This window comes from Streptomyces sp. YKOK-I1, from assembly GCF_054660435.1.
In genome coordinates this window covers 2,708,420-2,724,670 of sequence record NZ_BAAGDR010000001.1, presented here as the reverse complement: position 1 = coordinate 2,724,670, position 16,251 = coordinate 2,708,420, and the positions used below count along the sequence as shown (strand labels likewise).

At 71.1% G+C, this 16,251-nt stretch carries 16 protein-coding genes; 8 read left to right on the top strand and 8 right to left on the bottom strand.

The window, feature by feature from the left end; all coding sequences use genetic code 11:
• Positions 1-21: 21 nt before the first annotated feature.
• The 4 genes from ACYQ8Q_RS11680 to ACYQ8Q_RS11665 all read right to left on the bottom strand — a co-directional run bounded on the left by ACYQ8Q_RS11680 (position 22) and on the right by ACYQ8Q_RS11665 (position 4,104).
• Positions 22-1,707, bottom strand: coding sequence for a rhamnogalacturonan lyase B N-terminal domain-containing protein (locus tag ACYQ8Q_RS11680; RefSeq protein ID WP_460064257.1), 1,686 nt, complete (start codon positions 1,705-1,707; stop codon positions 22-24).
• Between the two features lie 32 nt (positions 1,708-1,739).
• Positions 1,740-2,570 carry a pectate lyase gene (locus ACYQ8Q_RS11675; protein WP_460064255.1) on the bottom strand — a complete coding sequence of 277 codons (831 nt, stop codon included), beginning with the start codon at positions 2,568-2,570 and terminating at the stop codon, positions 1,740-1,742.
• Between the two features lie 86 nt (positions 2,571-2,656).
• The gene (locus tag ACYQ8Q_RS11670) at positions 2,657-3,544 is read right to left on the bottom strand and encodes a hypothetical protein (protein WP_460064253.1); all 888 of its coding nucleotides are present in this window, start codon (positions 3,542-3,544) and stop codon (positions 2,657-2,659) included.
• On the bottom strand, positions 3,541-4,104 hold the full coding sequence (locus tag ACYQ8Q_RS11665; protein WP_340381480.1) for a SigE family RNA polymerase sigma factor: 564 nt from the start codon (positions 4,102-4,104) through the stop codon (positions 3,541-3,543). Before ACYQ8Q_RS11665 ends, ACYQ8Q_RS11670 begins: the two co-directional genes overlap by 4 nt.
• Positions 4,105-4,361: 257 nt before the next feature.
• On the opposite strand from ACYQ8Q_RS11665, the gene ACYQ8Q_RS11660 reads away from it, so the two are divergent.
• On the top strand, positions 4,362-5,762 hold the full coding sequence (locus ACYQ8Q_RS11660; protein WP_460064250.1) for an NCS2 family permease: 1,401 nt from the start codon (positions 4,362-4,364) through the stop codon (positions 5,760-5,762).
• A 71-nt stretch (positions 5,763-5,833) separates the two neighbouring features.
• On the opposite strand, the gene ACYQ8Q_RS11655 is transcribed toward ACYQ8Q_RS11660, so the two are convergent.
• The 3 genes from ACYQ8Q_RS11655 to ACYQ8Q_RS11645 form a co-directional block, all read right to left on the bottom strand.
• Positions 5,834-7,282, bottom strand: a complete 1,449-nt coding sequence (locus tag ACYQ8Q_RS11655; RefSeq protein WP_460064248.1) for a peptidoglycan D,D-transpeptidase FtsI family protein — start codon at positions 7,280-7,282, stop codon at positions 5,834-5,836.
• 64 nt (positions 7,283-7,346) lie between these two features.
• The gene (locus ACYQ8Q_RS11650) at positions 7,347-7,817 is read right to left on the bottom strand and encodes a GNAT family N-acetyltransferase (protein ID WP_460064246.1); all 471 of its coding nucleotides are present in this window, start codon (positions 7,815-7,817) and stop codon (positions 7,347-7,349) included.
• 24 nt (positions 7,818-7,841) lie between these two features.
• On the bottom strand, positions 7,842-8,615 hold the full coding sequence (locus ACYQ8Q_RS11645; RefSeq protein WP_358993765.1) for an IclR family transcriptional regulator: 774 nt from the start codon (positions 8,613-8,615) through the stop codon (positions 7,842-7,844).
• A 148-nt stretch (positions 8,616-8,763) separates the two neighbouring features.
• Here ACYQ8Q_RS11645 and ACYQ8Q_RS11640 point away from each other — a divergent pair, with 148 nt between their 5' ends.
• The 7 genes from ACYQ8Q_RS11640 to ACYQ8Q_RS11610 all read left to right on the top strand — a co-directional run bounded on the left by ACYQ8Q_RS11640 (position 8,764) and on the right by ACYQ8Q_RS11610 (position 15,349).
• Positions 8,764-10,293, top strand: a complete 1,530-nt coding sequence (locus tag ACYQ8Q_RS11640; RefSeq protein WP_460064244.1) for an aldehyde dehydrogenase (NADP(+)) — start codon at positions 8,764-8,766, stop codon at positions 10,291-10,293.
• Positions 10,294-10,432: 139 nt separating this feature from the next.
• On the top strand, positions 10,433-11,041 hold the full coding sequence (locus tag ACYQ8Q_RS11635) for a DUF1349 domain-containing protein (RefSeq protein WP_460064242.1): 609 nt from the start codon (positions 10,433-10,435) through the stop codon (positions 11,039-11,041).
• A 44-nt stretch (positions 11,042-11,085) separates the two neighbouring features.
• Positions 11,086-11,601, top strand: a complete 516-nt coding sequence (locus ACYQ8Q_RS11630; RefSeq protein ID WP_460064240.1) for an N-acetyltransferase family protein — start codon at positions 11,086-11,088, stop codon at positions 11,599-11,601.
• A 76-nt stretch (positions 11,602-11,677) separates the two neighbouring features.
• Positions 11,678-12,394, top strand: coding sequence for a DsbA family oxidoreductase (locus ACYQ8Q_RS11625; RefSeq protein ID WP_460064238.1), 717 nt, complete (start codon positions 11,678-11,680; stop codon positions 12,392-12,394).
• Positions 12,395-12,508: 114 nt separating this feature from the next.
• Positions 12,509-13,561, top strand: coding sequence for an aminotransferase class V-fold PLP-dependent enzyme (locus tag ACYQ8Q_RS11620; RefSeq protein WP_460073267.1), 1,053 nt, complete (start codon positions 12,509-12,511; stop codon positions 13,559-13,561).
• Positions 13,562-13,611: 50 nt separating this feature from the next.
• Positions 13,612-14,259: an RNA polymerase sigma factor gene (locus ACYQ8Q_RS11615; RefSeq protein ID WP_460064237.1), complete on the top strand. Its 648-nt coding sequence runs from the start codon at positions 13,612-13,614 to the stop codon at positions 14,257-14,259.
• Positions 14,260-14,293: 34 nt separating this feature from the next.
• Positions 14,294-15,349 carry a maleylpyruvate isomerase family mycothiol-dependent enzyme gene (locus ACYQ8Q_RS11610; protein ID WP_460064235.1) on the top strand — a complete coding sequence of 352 codons (1,056 nt, stop codon included), beginning with the start codon at positions 14,294-14,296 and terminating at the stop codon, positions 15,347-15,349.
• Between the two features lie 10 nt (positions 15,350-15,359).
• Here the strand turns inward: ACYQ8Q_RS11610 and thpD are convergent, their stop codons facing one another.
• The gene (gene thpD, locus ACYQ8Q_RS11605) at positions 15,360-16,247 is read right to left on the bottom strand and encodes an ectoine hydroxylase (protein ID WP_460064234.1); all 888 of its coding nucleotides are present in this window, start codon (positions 16,245-16,247) and stop codon (positions 15,360-15,362) included.
• Between the last annotated feature and the right edge of the window lie 4 nt (positions 16,248-16,251).

The window sequence follows — 16,251 nt, the reverse complement described above, 5'->3', positions numbered from 1 at the left end:
GGCTGAAGCCGGCAAGTCCTCTCAGGCGAGGAGATCGACGCAGTCGAAGGACGTGCCCGGGCTCAGATACGCCGTGCCGGACGAGCCGCTGACGATGCTGAGCCTGAGGACGTTGTACTGCGAGACGTCCGTCTTCCAGGCGGTCGCCGGGACGTTGTACGTGAAGGTGTGGTTGTTGCCCCGGTAGGACCCCGTGGTGAGGGAGCGGGTCGAGGGCTGGGTGACCGCCGCCGGGACCGCGGAGACCCAGTCGTTCACACCGACCCGCGGGCGGCCGTTCGCGAAGGCGTCGGTGACGCCGATGCGGAGGGTGTGGGCGGCCGCCGCCTGCTCCTTCGTGAGCTTGAAGTAGATCAGGACGCCGTCGTTGACGTCCTTCCACAGGTACGCGGGGAAGGACGGGGCGGGGTCGGCGCCGCCGATCGTGACGTTGCCGGTCCACTTCGCCGCGCGGGCGTCGGAGGGGTGCGCGTACGTCATGAGCCGGGCGTTCTTGAACTCCCCGGGCGTGCCGTCCCAGTCGCCGAGGCGCCAGACGGTCTTCGCCGTGGAGGGGTCGCCGGTGATCGTGAGGGTGTGCAGGCTCGTGGTGGCGCCCGCGGTCACCTTCACCTGCTGGGTCAGGACCGCCAGTTCGCCCTTGAAGACGGTCAGCGTGTACGTCCCCGGCAGCATCCCCTTGCAGGAGAACGCGCCGGTGCCGGCCGCCGCCCTCGCCCAGTACTGGGCGTCCTTGTCGGCGAAGCCGACCGTGTACGGGTACCGGGCGTCCATGCCCTTCAGGCCCACGCCCGCCACCTTGCCGCGGCCGGCCTTCCCGACCCAGCCGGTGATGCCGAGGCCGTCCACCCAGGAGGTGTCCAGGTTGGCGGCGGACAGGGACGAGGGGGGCGTGCCGCCGTCCGTGAAGGCGAGGACGTACGGGCCCTGGAGGCCGAAGCGTTCCGCCTCGGTCTGGGCCTCGTTGTAGTGCAGGATCTCGTAGAGACCCGCGCCCTTGTCGTTGGAGTGGCGCAGCAGCGAGCGGTAGAAGGGGCCGCCCGAGGCCTTCTCGTGGCTGGAGCGGACCAGGTACAGGCCGACCGAGCCGGTGGTGAAACCGATGTGGTCGTAGTCGATCGTCCGCTTGCCCGAGTAGTGCTTGGAGTGGGTGGTGCCGTCCGCCCGCTTCCAGACGTCCCCGGCCTCGATGACCGTGTCCGAGGCCTCGATCCAGGAGTCCGAGCCGGTGTTGGGGAACATGCCGGGCTTGAGGCGGACGATGTAGCGGGTGGCGGTGAAGGACGCGTCCGCCTTGTCGGTCCACAGGTAGACGTTGTTCTCGCCGTTGCGGGCCGCGTACCACTGGGTGATCGCGCCGTGCACCACCTTGATCAGGATCGTGGATCCCGACTGCCTGATCGTCACCGTGGAGGCGCCGAGGCCGGACTCCACGTGCGAGTGCTTGCCGCCGTAGCCTTCGTACTCCTTGCCCTTGTAGGCGAGGGAGGTGAGGTCACCTGTCGTCTTGGAGACCTTGAAGACGAGCGAGGACCCGGTGTCCACGACGTAGTTCCTGCCGTCGTCCTTGTAGCCGAACGCGGCTGCCGACGCGGACGAGAGCAGTCCCGCGCCGCCCGCGACGGCGGCGCCCGTGGCGGCGACCCCGATCGCGGAGGCCCCGAGCACGCCTCGCCGCGTGAGAGGTCGTCTTCTGTGCGTACTCAAGGGCCGTTCTCCGTCGCTCTGTGCGGGTTGTGTCACTTGTACGTGATGGCAGATGAAGAGAACTTGCAGGTGGTTCCGTCCGCACCCGACCCGATCTCGGTCGGCTCCTTGCCGGTGTTGTTGCCCTTGAACCGCACGCAGACCTTGACCTTCTTCTTCGGGTCGTTCTGGATGCGGATCTTCGACAGGGTGGCGGTGTCGCCGTAGTTGGCGTTGACGCCGACGATCGCCTTCAGCGGCGCCACCACGTCGATGTCGCTCAGCACGATCGTGCGCCTGTACTGCGTCTTGCAGTTGCCGCAGGACCGCACCAGCTTGCCGGAGTTCTCCACCCGGAAACCGGTCACGGTCAGCTTGCCGGCGCCGTTGAACTGGAGCACCTTGTCGTCGGCGTTCTTCGCGCCTCCGCCGATGACCTTGTACACGGCCGAGGACGACTTGCCCTTGAAGCTGGCCGCGTCCTCACCGACGTCCAGCCACCACACGTTCTGCAGCGTGCAGGAGCCCTTGCAGTGCACGCCGTCCGCCGCCGGGGAACCGATGACCACGTTCTTCAGGACCGCGCCGTCGGCCAGTTCGAAGAGAGCGCCCTGCGACTCGTCCTGGTCGGAGGTGCCGAGCGCGCCCTTGCCGTAGAACTTCTTCAGCTTGCCGTCGTAGGTCCCGGACACCTTGATCGTCGAGGAGACGGCCTTGCTGCCGGTCGCCGTGGGCCAGGCGGTCGCGGCGCCCGCCGAGGACAGCAGCGTCGTGGTGACGAGCGCCGCGCCGGTGATGCCCAGGGCGGTGGAGCCCGCGATCAGCGCCCGCCGGTTGGTGACGCTGCGGCGGTGCCGGGTGCGCGGTTCTGCGGAAGCAGTCATGTGCCGGATCCTCAGGTGGTGGTGACTCTTGCGCTGTCAGGTCGCCACCGGTGAGGAAAGGGTTGCCGCCGTTCCGGAGAATTCTTCTAGGAGTCGCCGCCCGAGGTGTCCTGGGAGGCGAAACCGCTGCCCAGGGTGCGGGCCCTGCCGTCCGACTGGCCCGTGATGACATAGCTGTCGCCGCCCGCGTCCCGGCCGCCGCGGTCGTGGTCGTACTGCCCGGCGAACACCCACTCGCCCACGGGGACCGTACGGCCCTCCTTGAGCACCCAGGTGTAGACCAGGAAGCCGTCCTGCTCGGTGACCGTGAGGTCGAAGTCCTGCTCCGGCAGCGACCGCCAGGCCCCGGCGTTGGACACCCCGCCGGTCTGGGCGATCCTCAGCTGCACGGTGAGCGCGGTGGCGACCTGCTTCGCCCGGATGGTGATGTTGCTCTGCGCCCAGAAGTCGTTGCTGTGCGGATCGACCGAGCCGTCCGACCAGAGCGGCCCGTCGTCATCGTCGTCGGTGCCCGGCAGGAGCACGACGGCCGACGTCGTCGGGGACGAGGTGGCGGAGGGCGTCGGGGAACCGCTCGGCTTCTCCGGCTCCTTGGACTCGCCGCCGCCGGACCCGGAGGTCTCGGTGGCCTTCGGGGAGGCCGGCGGCCGGCTCGTGGCGTCGGGGGACCGCACCGGCGTCGGCGAGACGGAGACCGTCTGCTCGACCCGGGTGTCGTCCTTCACCGCGGACGCCACCGCGTATCCGCCGATCGCGAGCATGCCCGCGACCGCGGCCGTGGCTCCCACGACCCGCGTCCAGCCCCAGACCAGCGGGCGGGTCGCGCGGTGCGCGCGCCGGTCCTGGACCTCGGTCTCACCCGCCATGCCGCGCTCGACCCGGGCGAGGATGCGCGCCCGGTCCGGCTCGTACGCCTCGGCCGCCTGGTGCAGCCGGGCGCGCAGCTCGTCGTGCACGTCCCGCTGCATCGTCATCGGTTCCTTCCCGAGGTCTCGCGGGTGCGCGCCATCGCGTGCACCGTGAGCGGAGCTCTCTGTGCGCCGAGCAGCTTCTGCAGCTCGGCCATTCCCTTGGAGGTCTGGCTCTTCACCGTACCCACCGAGACCCCCAGCGCGAGCGCGGTGTCCTTCTCCGAGAGGTCGAAGGCGTGCCGGAGCACCACGCAGGCCCGTTTGCGGAAGGGGAGTCTACGCAGCGCGGACTGTACGTCCACAACGCCGGCGACATCGGGGTTCTCGGTCTTCTCCTCGCGCTGCGACCAGAACAGGGCGATCCTGCGGCGCTCGCGGACCGCGCTGCGGATCCGGGTGCGGGCCAGATTGGCGACGACGCCGCGGGCGTACGCCACCGGATGCTCGGCCGCGCGGACCCGGTCCCAGCGGTTCCACAGCGCGAGGAGCGCGTCCGCCGCCAGGTCGTCGGCGGCGTCCGCCTCACCCGTCAGAAGGTGGGCGAGCCGGGCCAGTTCGGCGTAGTGACGGTCGAAGAAGGCATGGAATTCCACGGAGGCGGCGTCGTCGACGACTGTGCCCACGGGTGACCTCTTCTCGGTGGCTGCTGTGCGTGTCATGTGAATGACATGGGGATGTCCCGAGAAGGAGTCGGGACGAGATCCGGAAGCGTAGCAGTGATCATCCCTTTGCTTTGGTGCTGGGGTTCGAACATCATGTGGCCGCCCGGAGCTGCCCGGGAGCCCGAATCCGTAACACGCAGAAAACCTGAGCACGGTTCAACGACGCAACAATCCAGCCAGCATCCGCACAAGTTCGAACAGGTAGCAGGGAGTCACACGTGGACAGAGTCGACCAGTTCTTCAAGATCTCCGAACGGGGTTCCACCTTCGGCCGGGAGATACGCGGCGGCTTCGCCACGTTCTTCACCATGGCCTACATCCTCGTGCTGAACCCCATCATCCTCGGGAACGCGAAGGACAAGTTCGGCCACACGCTCGACAGTGTCCAACTCACCACCGCCACCGCCCTGGTGGCCGCGGTGATGACGATCGTCATGGGCGTCGGCGGCAATCTCCCGCTCGCGCTCGCCGCCGGCCTCGGCCTCAACGCGGTGGTCGCGTTCCAGATCGCCCCGCTGATGAGCTGGGACGACGCGATGGGCCTGATCGTCCTCGAAGGCCTGCTGATCTGCGTCCTGGTGCTGACCGGTCTGCGCGAGGCCGTCATGCACGCCATCCCGCAGCCGCTGAAGCAGGCCATCAGCGTCGGCATCGGCCTGTTCATCGCCTTCATCGGCTTCGTCGACGCCGGGTTCGTCAGCCGGATCCCGGACGTCGCGAACACCACCGTCCCGGTGCAGCTCGGCGGCAGCGGCGCCCTGACCGGCTGGCCGGTCCTGGTCTTCTGCCTCGGTGTGCTGCTGACCGTCGCGCTGCTCGCCCGCAAGGTCAAGGGCGCCATCCTGATCAGCATCGTCGCGATGACCGTGCTCGCGATCGTCATCGACTCGCTCGCCGACGTGAAGAGCTGGGGCCTGACCACCCCGGCCTGGCCCGACCAGCTCGTCGACGCCCCCGACTTCGGGCTGATCGGTCACTTCAGCCTGTTCGGCGCGTTCGGCGAGACCGGTGTCCTCACCGTCGTCCTGCTGGTCTTCACCCTCATCCTGTCCGACTTCTTCGACACCATGGGCACGGTCGTCGGCATCAGCGCCGAGGCGGGACTGCTGAACGAGCAGGGCGAGGTGCCCAACCTCGGCCGGGTGCTGCTCATCGACGGTGCGGCGGCGGTCGCCGGCGGCGCGGCGTCCTCGTCCTCCGCGACCTCCTACATCGAGTCCGCCGCCGGTGTCGGCGAGGGCTCGCGCACGGGCTTCTCCAACCTCGTCACCGGCTCTCTGTTCGCGCTCGCGCTGTTCCTCACCCCGGTCCTGACGATCGTCCCGCTCCAGGCGGCGGCACCCGCGCTGGTCGCGGTCGGGTTCCTGATGATGACCCAGGTCAAGTCCATCGACTGGGACAAGTACGAGATCGCCATCCCGGCGTTCCTGACCATCGCCGTGATGCCGTTCACGTACTCCATCACCAACGGCATCGGGGCGGGCTTCCTGGCCTACGTCGTCATCAAGACGGTGCTGGGCAAGGCGCGGGACGTGCACTGGCTGCTGTGGGGGGCTTCGGCGCTGTTCGTGGTGTACTTCGCCATTGACCCGATCGAGCAGCTTCTGGGTGTGAAGTAAGGGTTCACTGCGCGGCCGGTGCGGGTTCGCCGTGGCCGGTCGCGCAGTTCCCCGCGCCCCTCCCAGGTGGGTTACTTGAGCGCTGCTTTCATCATCGCCCTGGCCACCGGGGCCGCCAGGCCGTTGCCGCTGACCTCCGAGCGGGCCGCGTCGGACTGTTCCACCACCACCGCCACGGCCACCTCCTTGCCGTCGGTCTTGCCGTAGGACGTGAACCAGGCGTACGGGGCCTTGCTGTTGTTCTCGCCGTTCTGGGCGGTGCCCGTCTTGCCGCCCACGGTGACGCCGTCGATGAGCGCGTTCGTGCCGGTGCCCTTCTCGACCACCGTCTGCATCGCCGACTGCAACTGCTCGGCGGTGGACGCGCTGACGATCCGCGTGGTGGACGCGTCGTCGTCGTAGTCCTTCAGCACGTCACCGCCGCTGTCGGTGATCTGCGCGACCATGTGCGGCGAGACCAGCTCACCGCCGTTGGCGATCGCGGCCGACACCATGGCCATCTGCAGCGGGGTCGCGGTCACGTCGAACTGGCCGATACCGGTCAGGGCGGTGGACGACTCGTCCATGTCGGAGGGGTACACGCTCGCGTATGCCCGTACCGGCACGTCCAGCGAGTCGTCGTTGAAGCCGAACTTCTCGGCCATCGCCCTGAGTTTGTCCTGCCCGAGCTGTACGGCCATGTGCGCGAACACGTTGTTGCAGGAGTACTGGAGCGCCACCCGGATCGAGGCGTTCTCGCAGGGTGCGGAGGTGTTCTCGTTCTTCAGGACCGTCCGGGTGCCGGGGAGGGTGTAGGGGTCCTCGCTGTCGGTCTTCTCGTCCACCGACGCGTACAGGCCGTCCTCCAGCGCGGCCGCCGCCACGACCAGCTTGAACGTCGAGCCCGGCGCCAGCGGCTGCCGCAGCGCCCGGTTGACCAGCGGCTTGTCGGAGTCGGCGGTCAGCTTCTTCCAGGCCGTGCCCGCGGTGTTGGCGTCGGTGAGCGAGGACGGGTCGTACGACGGTGTCGACACGACCGCCAGGATCCTGCCGGTCTTCGGGTCGATCGCGACGGCCGCGCCCTTCTTGTCTCCGAGGGCGTCGTACGCCGCCTTCTGCACGGCCGGATCGATGGTCGTGAGCACATCGCCCGGGTCGGCCCGCTGGTCGGTGACCGTGTCCATCACGGTCTTCAGCCGGGTGTCCGTCCCGTTGAGCAGGTCGGCGTAGATGCCCTCGAGCTGGGTGGGGGCGTAGGCCTGCGAGGCGTATCCCGTCACCGCCGCGTACAGCTCGCCGTTCGTGTACGTGCGCTTGTACCTGAGGTCGCCGCCCGTCGTCCGGGCCGAGCCGGTGACCGCCTTCCCGGCCACGATGATGTTCCCCAGCGGCTGCGAGTACGTCAGAATCGCGTTGCGCCGGTTGCTTGTGTCGTCCGCGAGAGCCTGGGCCTCATAGAACTGCACCCAGGTCGCCCGGATCAGCAGGGCGAACACCAGCAGCAGCGAGAAGACCGAGGCACGCCTGATCGTCTTGTTCATTGCGATCGGAAAGACGAAGGACCGAAGGGATTCGTTCCCTTCGGCCGCTCTTCTCATCGTACGTTCATGCGTCCAGCCGGAGGACGACCTCCGGGGTCTCCTCGCCGCGTGCGTGGGCGAAGCCCGAGGCGTGTTCCGTGACGCGGAAGCCGCACTTCTCCAGCACCCTGAGGGAACCGGCGTTGTCGGCCGCCGCCCGGGCGTACAGCGGGCGCTCGGGGGCCTCGGCCAGCAGCGCCCGCAGAGCCGCGGTCGCGATGCCCTTGCCCCAGTGGGCGCGGTCCACCCAGTACGTCACCTCGCGCTCGCCCGGTTCCCCGTACACCGCCGCGTGGCCGACGACGTCCCCGTCGGCCAGGACCGTGCGGGTCAGGGCGGAGGAGGCCCTGACGCGCTTCCAGTGGTCCTCGAAGCGCGACCGGTCGGCGGGATGCTCCGGGGTGAAGGCGGCCATCCGTAGAGCTTCGGGGTCGTTCAACAGCCGGTAGAACACCGGCAGATCACTGTCGTGGACCGGGCGCAGGACGATTTCCATCGTCCGAGCCTACGCCGGTCGGGCTCACAGCCGGCGGGTGGCGAGCGTCAGCCGGTCCCGCGCGTCGAACAGGGCGTCCTTCACCAGCTGCTCGTGCGCCGGGGTGAGGCGGGCCACCGGCACCGAGCAGCTGATCGCGTCCCGCGCCGGGGTGCGGTAGGGGATCGCCACGCCGAAGCAGCGCAGACCGAGCGTGTTCTCCTCGCGGTCCACGGCGAAGCCCTGCTCGCGCACCTGGTGCAGCTCCTCGATGAGCTTCTCGCGGTCCGTGATGGTGTGCTCGGTGAGCGCCGGGAGCGTCTCCGGGAGCAGCTTGCGGACCTGCTCGTCGGAGTACGTGCTCAGCAGCGCCTTGCCCAGCGAGGTGGAGTGGGCGGGCAGCCGGCGGCCGACGCGGGTGAAGGGCCGCAGATAGTGCTGGGACTGGCGGGTGGCGAGGTAGACCACGTTCGTCCCGTCGAGCCGGGCCAGGTGGATGGTCTCGGTCGTGTCGTCCGAGAGCCGGTCCAGGGTCGGCCGGGCGGCGGCCACGACCTCGTCGCCGTCGATGTAGGAGGTACCGACGAGCAGCGCCCGCACCCCGATGCCGTACCGGGTGCCCGTCGCGTCCGTCTCCACCCAGCCGAGTTCCACCAGCGTGCGCAGCAGCATGTAGAGACTGGACTTGGGGTAGCCGACGGCCTCCTGGACCGCCGCGAGGGAGTGCATGCCGGGGCGGCCGGCGAAGTATTCCAGCAGCTCAACCGTCCGCACCGCGGACTTGACCTGGGCCCCGCCCCCCGTCTCGCCAGCCGACATCGCCCTTGACCCCTTCGTTCGACGGGAAATAGTCTCCGACAGCATATTCACCATGAGAAACGCCGTTCAGTATATCGAACATCCCTGGTGAATCAGCCAGTACAGCCAGTACCAAACGTGGCCAGGAGCAAGCGTGGAGGGACCCGCGGTGGCAGCAGCACCAGTCTGGAGTGTCGACCCCCGAACCGGGAAGCAGCGTGAACAGGTTGCGGTGGAGGCCACGGCCCAGGAGGTGGACACCGTCGTCCGCGCCGCGCACGCCACGCGCGGCTCCCTCACCGACCGCGCCGTCCGCGCCGCCTTCCTGCGCACCGCCGCCGACAAGCTGGAGGCGGCCAGGGAGCAGCTCGTCGAGGTCGCCGACGCGGAGACCGCGCTCGGCCCGGTGCGGCTGAACGGCGAGCTGGCGCGCACCTGCTACCAGCTGCGCGCGTTCGCCGGGATCGTCGACGAGGGCGCCTTCCTCGACGTCGTGATCAACCACCCCGACGACACCGCCACCCCGCCGATCCCGGACCTGCGCCGCTACAAGGTGCCGCTCGGCGTGGTCGCCGTCTACTCGGCCTCCAACTTCCCCTTCGCCTTCTCCGTCGCCGGCGGTGACACCGCGAGCGCGCTGGCGGCGGGCAACCCGGTCGTCGTCAAGGCGCACCCCGACCACCCGGCGCTGTCCGAGCTGGTCGCCAAGGTCCTGCGCACGGCCGCCGCCGCGCACGGCATCTCCGAGGACGTCCTCGGTCTCGTGCACGGCTTCGAGGCCGGTGTCGAGCTGATCAAGCACCCGCTGGTCGCCGCGGCCGGCTTCACCGGGTCCATCCGGGGCGGACGCGCGCTGTTCGACGCGGCGGCGGCCCGGCCGGTGCCGATCCCCTTCCACGGCGAGCTGGGCTCGCTGAACCCCGTCGTCGTCACCGAGGCCGCCGCCGCCGAGCGCGCGGAGGCCATCGGCACGGGCCTCGCGGGCTCGATGACCCTGGGCGTCGGCCAGTTCTGCGTCAAGCCCGGACTGGTCCTCGTCCCGGCCGGCGCGGCCGGTGACGGGCTGGTCAAGTCGCTCACGGACGCGGTGAGCGCCACCGAGGCGGGCGTGCTGCTCGACCACCGGATGCGGGACAACTTCATCGCCGGGGTGGCCGAGCGGGCGGAGCTGCCCGAGGTCGAGTCGCCGGTGACGCCCGGCGCGGGCTCCGAGCACACCGTCAGCGCGGGCTTCCTCACGGTGCCGGCGGGCCGGCTGGCCGCCGCCGGGGACCACGATCTGCTGCTGGAGGAGTGCTTCGGACCGGTCACCGTAGTGGCCCGCTACGAGGACGACGCCGAGGTCAGGGCGGTGCTGTCGCGGCTGCCGGGGAACCTCACGGCGACCGTGCAGCTGTCCGACGAGGAGGCCGCCGGGCAGGGGCGCGGTGGGGAGATCCTCGCCGAGCTGACGCCGCTGGCGGGGCGTGTCCTGGTGAACGGGTGGCCGACCGGGGTCGCCGTGGCCGCCGCCCAGCATCACGGCGGGCCCTACCCGGCCACGACGTCCACGTCGACCTCCGTGGGCGGGACCGCGATCGAGCGGTGGCTGCGGCCGGTCGTCTACCAGAACGCCCCGGTCGCGCTGCTGCCGGTGGAGCTTCGGGACGAGAACGAGCTGGGGCTGCCGCGGCGGATCGACGGGCGTCTCGAGCGGTAGCGCTCCGCGCGTGCGCCGTAGGGGTGCGGGTGGGGGGCGGGTGCGGCGCCGTCGTGGCCGTTCGCGCCCACGCGGCGGAGCCGCATATCGGCACAGTCCCGCGCCCCTGAGTCGCTCCGGTCGCCTGGATAATCAGATCATGGACGTCTCGCTTCCCGAACTGCCCTTCGCTCTTCGTACGTACGGTCCCGATGGGCACTGGGCCCATGAGGACGGGGTGCTCAGTGCCTGGGCCGGGCCCCGGCAGGATCGGTTCGTCACGCCCACCGGGGAGGCGCTGGAGCCCGCCGGGGACGCGCCGCGGCTGCTCGGGGCGCCCGAGGGGGACTTCCAGCTGATCGCACGGGTCACCGTGGGGTTCAACTGGGCCTTCGACGCCGGGGTGTTGTACGTCCATGTGGGCGAACGCGCCTGGGCCAAGCTCTGTCTGGAGTACTCCCCGGATGTGGCGACCGTCTGCACGGTCGTCACCCGGGGACACTCCGACGACGCCAACTCCTTCACCGTGGAGGGCAGTTCGGTCTGGCTCCGGGTGAGCCGGACCGGGCGGGCCTTCGCCTTCCACGCCTCCCGTGACGGCAAGCGCTGGACCTTCGTCCGGCTCTTCACCCTGGGCGACGAGAAGGAGACCGGTGCCGCCCTGGTCGGCTTCATGACCCAGTCGCCGATGGGCGAGGGCTGTGTGGTGACGTACGACCACATCGAGTTCCGGGACAGCTGGCCGGACGATCTGCGCGACGGCAGCTGAGCGGCGGGCGGAACCGGTCCGGCCGCCGCCACGTCCTCCGGGGCATGATCGGAGAATCCCCCACCCCGGGCCGTGTCATCCGCACCGCCGTACCCGCCGAGGCGGAGGCCGTCACCGCGCTGCACGCGCGCGCCCGGGCCACCTACTATCCCGACGGCGTCCCCGAGGACGGCACCGACTGGCTCGGCGCCTGGCGCACCGCCCTCGGCCGGCCCGACGGGCAGGTGCTGTGCGTCGTGGAGCGGGGGCGGATCGTCGCGCTGGCCTCCTTCCGGGTGCCGGAGGGCGCCGACGCGGACACGGTCAAGCTGTTCCAGTTCCATGTCGACCCCGGCCACTGGCGGGCGGGCATCGGTACGGCCCTGCACACCGCCTGTGTGGAGCAGTGGCGGGCGGACGGCCGCCGTACCGCCGTGCTCGACGTGCATGTCGACAACCGCCGCGCCCAGGCCTTCTACGCGCGTCAGGGCTGGGTCCCGGACCCGGAGAACCCGCCCGCGGAGGACGACCACCATCTCTACCTGCGCTTCCCGGTGAACGGGGGAGCCGCCGGGGAATGAACCCCGCTGCTTGAACGTTCATGCACTCGGCGGAGGGAGTCTCCGTCCCCCGTAAGAGCTGGAGAGAGCCGAGAAGATGCGCGTCGAGATCTGGTCGGACATCGCCTGTCCCTGGTGCTACGTCGGCAAGGCCCGCTTCGAGAAGGCCCTCGCCGCCTTCCCGCACCGCGAGCAGGTCGAGGTCGTGCACCGCTCCTTCGAGCTCGACCCGGGACGCGCCAAGGGCGACGTCCAGCCCGTGATCAAGATGCTCACCAAGAAGTACGGCATGAGCGAGGCGCAGGCCCAGGCCGGTGAGGAGAACCTGGGCACCCAGGCCGCCGCCGAGGGACTGGAGTACCGCACCCGGGGCCGCGACCACGGCAACACCTTCGACATGCACCGCCTGCTGCACTTCGCCAAGGAGCAGGGCCGCCAGGACGAGCTGATCCAGCTCTTCTACCGGGCGAACTTCGCCGAGGAGCGGTCCGTCTTCACCGAGGGCGAGGAGCGGCTCGTGGAGCTGGCCGTCGAGGCCGGCCTGGACGCCGACGCCGTCCGCGCGGTCCTCGCCGACCCGGCCGCCTACGCCGACGACGTCCGCGCCGACGAGCGTGAGGCCGCCCAGCTTGGCGCGGGCGGCGTCCCCTTCTTCGTCCTCGACCGCGCCTACGGCGTCTCCGGCGCCCAGCCCGCCGAGGTCTTCGCCCAGGCGCTCACCCAGGCCTGGGGCGACCGCTCCCCGCTGAAGCTGATCGACGACGGCGGCGCGGAGGCCTGCGGCCCGGACGGGTGCGCGGTGCCCCAGCACTGAGAACCGCAGGTCGGGACGGAACCGCAGGTCAGGACGGACGTATAAGCGTTCCTTAGGAGTTCCGCTCAGAAATCCGCAATGGACTTCGACTTCGCCCGGCCGCACAGTGGTGCCATGGAGACCTTCGAGAGCCTCGTCCGTTCCGAGTTCGCCCCGAAGAACACCTTCCTCAACACCGCGAGCAACGGGCTGCTGCCGGCCCGTACCGTGACGGCCCTCCACGAGGCCGCCCTGGTACGGGCCGAAGGCAGGCCGCTGACCTCGCTGTACGCCGACGTCGAGGCGGCCCGCGCCGCCTACGCCCGGCTGGCCGGGGTCCCCGTCGAGCGGGTCGCGGCCGGAGCCTCCGTCGCCGCCCACACCGGCGTGATCGCCGCCGCGCTGCCCGCCGGCGCCGAGGTGCTCACCGCCGAGGACGACTTCACCTCCGTCCTCAACCCGTTCCACGTCCGCGGCGACCTCAAGGTGCGCGCCGTACCCCTCGAGCGGATCGCCGAGTCGGTCCGCCCGGGCACCGCGCTCGTCGCCGTCAGCGCCGCGCAGTCCGCCGACGGACGGATCGCCGATCTGCCCGCGCTGCGCGAGGCGGCCCGCGCGCACGGGGCCCGCACCTACGTCGACTTCTCCCAGGCCGCCGGCTGGCTGCCCCTGGACGCCGACGGGTACGACTACAGCGCCGCCGTCTGCTTCAAATGGCTGCTCGGCCCGCACGGCGCGGCCTTCCTCGTCGTCCCCGAGGACTTCGGCGGGCTGACCCCGGTGCTGGCCGGCTGGGTCGCGGGCGAGCGGCCCTGGGACAGCTGCTACGGGCCGGTCACCGAACTCGCCCGCTCGGCACGGCGGTTCGACCTCACCCACGCCCTCTTCACCTACGCCGGTCTGCGCCGCTCCCTCGAACTCCTCGAGGAGCTGGGCCTGGACGCCGTCCGCGCCCACGACCTCGCCCTCGCCGACCGCTTCCGCGCCGGACTCGCCTCCCTGGGCCACGAGCCCGTGCCCGCCCCCGGCTCCGCGATCGTCTCCGTGCCCGGACTCGGCGTGCGCCAGCCCGAGTTGAGCGAGGCCGGCATCGAGGTGTCCAACCGGGCGGGCCATCTGCGCGCCTCCTTCCACCTCTACAACACACCCGCCGACGTCGACCGCCTGCTGGACGCACTGTCGGGCTGATCCCCCCCTTGCCGCCCGTGTGCCCGGGACGCTAGGAAAGGGCACCAGGGGTGGTGGTGCCGGTGGATCCGACGGACGCGGACACGGATGGTGCGGCGGGGGCGGGCCGTGCGCGCGCCCGCCCCGCCGCGGACGCCGAGCTGCACGGGCGGCTGGTGTACGGGGACGCGGCCGCGCTGGCCGAGACGTACGCCGTGTACGGCGGGCTGGTGCGGCGGATCGCCCTGCGCGTCACCCGCAGCCCGGCCGCCGTCGAGGACATCGCCCAGGAGGTCTTCACCGAACTGTGGTCCCGGCCCTACGCCTTCGACGCGCGCCGGGGCAGCCTGCGCACCTGGCTGTCGATGCTCGCGCACCGGCGGGCCGTGGACTGGGTGCGCCACGAGGCACGGCACCGCAAGGCCGCCCCCGCCGACGACAGCGCCCTGCACACCCTCCCGGACGCGGCGCCCGGCCCCGACGAGACGGTCATGGACCGCGAACGCTCCCTGCTGCTGCACTCCGCGCTCGCCGAACTCCCGCCGTCCCAGCGGGAGGTGGTGCACCTCGCCTACTTCGCGGGCCGCACCTACCGCGAGGCCGCCGCCGAACTCGGCATCCCCGAGGGCACCGCCAAGACCCGGCTGCGCACCGCCCTGCGCAGACTGGCCGAGACACTGGCCGACCCGCCCGAACCGTCCCTGGGAAGAGGCGCATGATGGGGACGGCTGAGACGGCGGAAGGAGGCGACCGGTGAGCACCCACGGCACCCACGACGAGCTGCGCGATCTGGTGGCCGCAGCGGCCTTCGACGCCGTCACGCCCACCGAGCGGGAGACGGTGGCACGGCACCTGGGCGGCTGCGCCGCGTGCGCGGCCGAGGCGGACCGGCTGCGCGAGACCGTACGTCTGCTGGACGTGCCGCCGGGGGAGGACACCGGCGGGCAGCCGTCCGAGCCGGCCCCTGCGGTGGCCGCGCTGTCCGAGAGCCGCCGCCTCCGGGGGGAGCGCCCCCGCCCGGCCGCCGCTCCGGTGGCGGAGCACGCGGCCCCCTACGCCGGAGCCGTGGCGTCCCTCACCGCACTGCTGCCGCATGTGTACGGCGGCGAGGACGCCGACCGCTGGAGGATGCCGGTCGTGCACGACTGGAACGTCCAGGCCACCCTCGCCCATCTGCTCGCCGCCGACGAACAGCTCGCGGTGGAGCTGGGGGTGGAGCCGAGGGTGCCGCCGTCACCGGCCGTGGCGGACGAGGGCTGGGAGGCGTACTGGAACCGGCGCACGGCCGACACCATCCGCCATGAACTCGCGCACGCGGCCGAGCTGACCCACCACGCCTGGCAGTCCCAGACGGCCGCCCTGCTCGCCACGCCCGAAGCCCACGACGCCGGACGGGCCGCGCGGCCGGTGGAGTTGATGGGGATGCGGCTGCCCGTCGCCGACCACTTCGCCGTCCGGGCCTTCGAGACCTGGATCCACACCGACGACATCGGCCGCGCCCTCGGTCTGCAGGTCCCGCCGCCGCCCGCCCCGCATCTGGAGCGGCTGGTCCGGCTGGCGGCGGGCGTCCTCGGCCAGGCCCTCGGCCCCGGCGTACCGCCCTTGCGCTTCACGGTCACCGGCATCGGCGCGTGGACCCTCGGCGCCCCGGCCGGTCCGATGCGCGCCGAACTCGCCCTGGAACCGGTCGACTTCTGCTTCCTGGCGGGCGGCCGACGCGCCCCGGACACCGTGCCGCACACCGCCACGGGCGACGCCGCCGCCGTACGGGACGTACTGGAGCGGACGGCGTCGCTGGCGTGGCTGTAGGAACCGGCCCTCAGCGCACCGGGGTGAAGTCCCTCGCGCCGATGAACTCCGGTCGCCGCACCGGCGCCGCGAACGGCTCCACCGCCGCGTTCTCCACGCTGTTGAACACGATGAACACATTGCTGCGCGGGTACGGCGTGATGTTGTCGCCGGACCCGTGCATGCAGTTGCAGTCGAACCAGGTCGCCGAACCGGCCCGGCCGGTGAACAGCCTGATGCCGTGGGCGTCGGCCATCGCGGTCAGCGCCTCGTCCGACGGGGTGCCCGCGTCCTGCATCTGCAGCGACTTCCTGTAGTTGTCCTCCGGCGTGGCACCGGCGCAGCCGAGGAACGTCCGGTGCGAGCCAGGCATGATCATCAGCCCGCCGTTGGTGTCGAGGTTCTCGGTCAGCGCGATCGAGACGGACACCGTCCGCATGTTCGGCAGCCCGTCCTCGGCGTGCCAGGTCTCGAAGTCGGAGTGCCAGGAGAAGCCGCCGGCCCCGAAGCCCGGCTTGACGTTGATCCGGGACTGGTGCACGTACACGTCCGAGCCGAGGATCTGCCGGGCCCGCCCGACGACCCGCTCGTCCCGCACCAGCGCCGCGAACACCGGGCTCAGCCGGTGCACCTCGAAGACCGAGCGGATCTCCTGGGAGCGTGGCTCCACGACCGACCGCTCGTCGGCCCGGATCTCCGGGTCGGAGAGGAGACGCTCCAGCTCCCGTCGGCAGACGGCCACCTCGTCGTCGCCGATGAGCTGTTCGACGGTGAGGAAGCCGTCGCGTTCGTACGTCCGCAGGCCGCCCGCCGGGATCGGGCCCGGCGCTTCGGGGGAGCCCCAGACGACCGGGTCCCGGCGGGGGACGGACACCTCGGTGGTGCCGCGGGTGGGATAGAGATCGGTGAGCGTGGTCACGCTA